Source organism: Terriglobales bacterium (assembly GCA_035624455.1).
Lineage (GTDB): Bacteria > Acidobacteriota > Terriglobia > Terriglobales > Acidobacteriaceae > DASPRM01.
This window is the reverse complement of the sequence record DASPRM010000120.1, coordinates 1-3,593: the sequence shown is the minus strand read 5'-3', so window position 1 is coordinate 3,593 and position 3,593 is coordinate 1. Positions and strand designations below refer to the sequence as shown.

Below are 3,593 nucleotides of genomic sequence, written 5' to 3'. Positions count from 1 at the left end.
ATGCCCAGCGTATCATCAGCACGCCCGGCAAGCAGGATGGCTTGGCTTGGCAAAACCCCGATGGCACTTGGGGTGGTCCCATAGGCGAAAAGGTTGCTCGCGCGATCGAACAGGGCTACACCAGCCGGTCAGAGCCGTACCGCGGCTATTTCTTCAAGATTCTGAAGGGGCAGGGACCGGCCGCGCCGCTTGGAGAAATGGATTTCGTGGTGAAAGGTGTGATGATCGGTGGCTTTGCGCTGGTTGCTGCGCCGGCCGAGTACGGCGAGACTGGCGTAATGACCTTCATCGTCAGTGACGACGGTGTCGTCTACCAGAAGGATTTTGGGCCGACCACTCTCGAGGAATTCAGGAAGATGGAGCGGTTCAACCCGGACAAAACTTGGAAGCCCGTCCTGGAGGAATAGTCGCTGGCTCCAGCAAGCTTAAGCTCATAACCACCGCTCTTCCTGACATCGATTTAGGGCGGCTGTTTGACTTCAACAGTGGCTGCAAACGCTGTTACTTCTGACAGTCGCCTTCTGTCCTGCTGCCCTCTAGTCTGCGAGTGAATCCCGGTTGGATCGCACAGCGACGACATCCGTGCTGCTGGACTACCAAGAGAACCCAGTCAGTAGAGGGAAGAGAACAGGTACAAGAGCCATGAATCCAAGAGCCTCTCGATTCACATTTTCGAGCAAGACCTTCCGTAGCATCGTGGCAGTCTTATGCGTGGCGCTACTCGTGCCCGGCGAGTCAGCGGCCTGGGCGTGGTCGCAGCCGCAGCAAGCCGGAGGGGGCACGGAGGAAGCTCCGAAAATCCCGAGCGACCAGTTGGATTCTTTGGTTGCCCCCCTTGCGCTCTATCCCGACCCGCTTCTTGCTCAGGCGCTTGTAGCTTCCACCTACCCTCTGGAGATCATTCAACTTCAGCAGTGGCTAGATCAGCACAAGGACCTGAAAGACAAGGCGCTGGCGGATGCGGTGCAAAAGCAGGATTGGGACCCGAGTATCCAGGCTTTGGCGGCGCTACCGCAGGTGGTCAAACTACTGTCGGAGAACATCAAGTGGACCACAGATCTGGGAAACGCTTTTCTTGCGCAGCAGAGTGATGTGATGGACGCTGTACAGCGGATGCGCACGAAGGCCAAGGATAAGGGCAACTTGAAATCGACCGAGCAGCAGAAAGTGGAAACAAAGGTGGTGGAGAACAAATCCGTCGTAGTGATCGAGCCGGCCAAGCCGGATGTGGTTTATGTCCCCAGCTATGATCCTGTCGTGGTCTACGGGGCACCCCCTTACCCTTACCCTCCAGTGGTTTATCCGCCCGGCTATGCCGTCGCGGGCATGGCGATCTCGTTCGGCGTCGGCATGATGATGGGAGCCGCGTGGGGCGGAGGCTGGGGTTATAACTGCGGATGGCATGGTGGCAACAACAACATCAACATCAACAACAACAACAACTTCGTCAGAAACTCCAACAGGCAGACTGGCAACCGCCCGTCCGGCGGCAGTAGCAATTGGCAGCACAATTCACAGCATCGCGGCGGTGCTCCTTACTCGAACAGAGCAACAGCAAATAAATATGGCGGCACAGCGCGCGGGGATTCAATGGCCTCCCGGCAGGCAAGCGCCCGCCAGAACCAAGGTCAACTGGGCAGCCGACAGCAACCAAGCACCATGGATCGCGGAGCTGGCGGCAGAACTCCCTCGGCTGGCGGCGGTGGAGACCGTGTCGGCAACCGAAGCGTTCCGAGCGGCGGCTCATCTCGTGACTCTAGCGCGTTTGGCGGCGGCTCTGGAAGCGGCGCCCGGGCAAGCAGTGCACGCGGTTCTTCCAGCATGGGCGGTGGCGGCAGGGGAGGTGGTGGCAGGGGAGGTGGAGGCGGCGGTAGGAGGCGGTAAGTAAGCCATGATCAAGGAGAACCACATGAGCTCAAGAAGATTGAACGTCGCACACAGCCTCCTTCTCGCCATCCTGGTACTCGCCTTGTCCGGTGCTCTGGGATTCTGCTCGCAGCCACAGCCGAAATCGAGCGAGGAGGCGTCGTCTCCTCAGCCTGGGCAAAAGACCTTTGCCACACCGCAACAAGCTGCCGAGGCGCTGATTCATGCGGCGGAACAATTCGATGTCCCTGCCCTGAATGAGATGTTCGGACCGAACGGCAAGGGTTTGGTGACGACCGCGGATGCCGTCCAAGACAAGAATCGTGCCGCTTTGTTTGTTGCAAAGGCTCACGCGAAAACTTCCGTAGTCATGGACCCCAAGAGCCGAAAGCGCGCCATTCTTTCGGTCGGAGATGACGACTGGCCGTTTCCGGTTCCGATCGTCAAACAAGGGGGAAGGTGGTATTTCGATTCCAAGGCAGGCCAACGGGAGATTCTCGCTAGGCGCATCGGAGCGAATGAACTAGACGCTATCGCAATCTGTCGTGGCTTCGTGGACGCTCAGGAAGAATATGCTTCCCAGGTGCATGATGACTCCGGAATCACTCAATATGCGCAGCGAATCATCAGCACGTCGGGAAAGCGCGATGGACTGGTTTGGCGAAATCCGGATGGAAGCTTAGGAGGCCCGATCAGTGAGAAGATTGCGGATGCTATTGAGCAAGGCTACACCAAACGCGGTGAGCCCTACCACGGCTACTACTTCAAGGTCTTGAAGGGGCAGGGCCCAGCGGCTCCGATGGGACAACTGGACTTCGTAATCGAGGGGGTGATGATAGGCGGATTCGCGCTGGTCGCTGCCCCCGCAGAGTACCGCGTCACGGGAGTGAAGACGTTCATCGTTAGTCACAACGGGATCGTCTACCAGAAGGATCTGGGGCCGGACACGCTCCAAGCTTTTAAAGACATGGAGCGCTACAACCCGGACAAGACCTGGCATCGCACCGACGACCAATGGCCCCCGGAGGTGGCAGCCGCTGGGGAGTAACTCGCGGCACTGGCTCAATTGGGTGCCAAGGTCTATTTCCAGCCGAAACGTCGCTCCGAAGGCAAGGCCGATCAACCATGTTGCAGTGGTGATCCCTCGCCTGCAGAGGACGGAACAAGAAGACTGCGATGACCGTTAACCAGCAACTGCAAGCCTCGCTAGGCATTGCCCCGAGGCCGGAGTGCGTCGATGCCGCTGGCCGCAACCCTAGAGGTGGATGTGGTACGATTGCTTAGTGCGAAGATCCTCTGGAATTGCCCAGGTAAGGCAGCACAATCTGATGGCTCTTACTCGCGCATTATGAGCGGTTCGGACCGGCGCAGGGGGCATTTCAGGTCATGGTGGGCATCGAGTGCGTTTTATGCACAAAGCGCGAACCCGCATGAACGCTAGCGATCTCGCATGTTGTTGACCTGGCGAGTGGGGACGTAGTTCAGTTGGTTAGAACGCTGCCCTGTCACGGCAGAGGCCGCGGGTTCGAGTCCCGTCGTCCCCGCCATTTACTTTGAATGGCTTAGCTCGTTTCAACGCGCAAACCTCAACCCGATATTCAACCCGTTATTCCCCTCAGTTCGGCCGCCCCGCCACTTTGATGGCCTCCAGGAAGATCCCCTGGGCCGCCACCTGCTGGCTGTTCACGGCGTGGGTGTAGTGCAAGGCCATCTTCAGTGTTTTGTTG

3 protein-coding genes and 1 tRNA gene are annotated in these 3,593 nt (G+C 58.4%); all 4 read left to right on the top strand.

The annotated features are described in order from the left end of the window. The coding region (locus tag VEG30_13290) for a DUF2950 family protein (protein ID HXZ80898.1) at positions 1-407 on the top strand (407 nt) is incomplete at its 5' end. Between the two features lie 235 nt (positions 408-642). Beyond that, positions 643-1,884 (top strand): DUF3300 domain-containing protein, encoded by a 1,242-nt coding sequence (locus tag VEG30_13285; GenBank protein ID HXZ80897.1) that lies wholly within the window; start codon positions 643-645, stop codon positions 1,882-1,884. A gap of 25 nt (positions 1,885-1,909) precedes the next feature. After that, positions 1,910-2,914 (top strand): DUF2950 domain-containing protein, encoded by a 1,005-nt coding sequence (locus VEG30_13280; protein HXZ80896.1) that lies wholly within the window; start codon positions 1,910-1,912, stop codon positions 2,912-2,914. 422 nt (positions 2,915-3,336) lie between these two features. Continuing rightward, positions 3,337-3,413 (top strand) — tRNA-Asp (locus VEG30_13275). Positions 3,414-3,593: the final 180 nt, after the last annotated feature.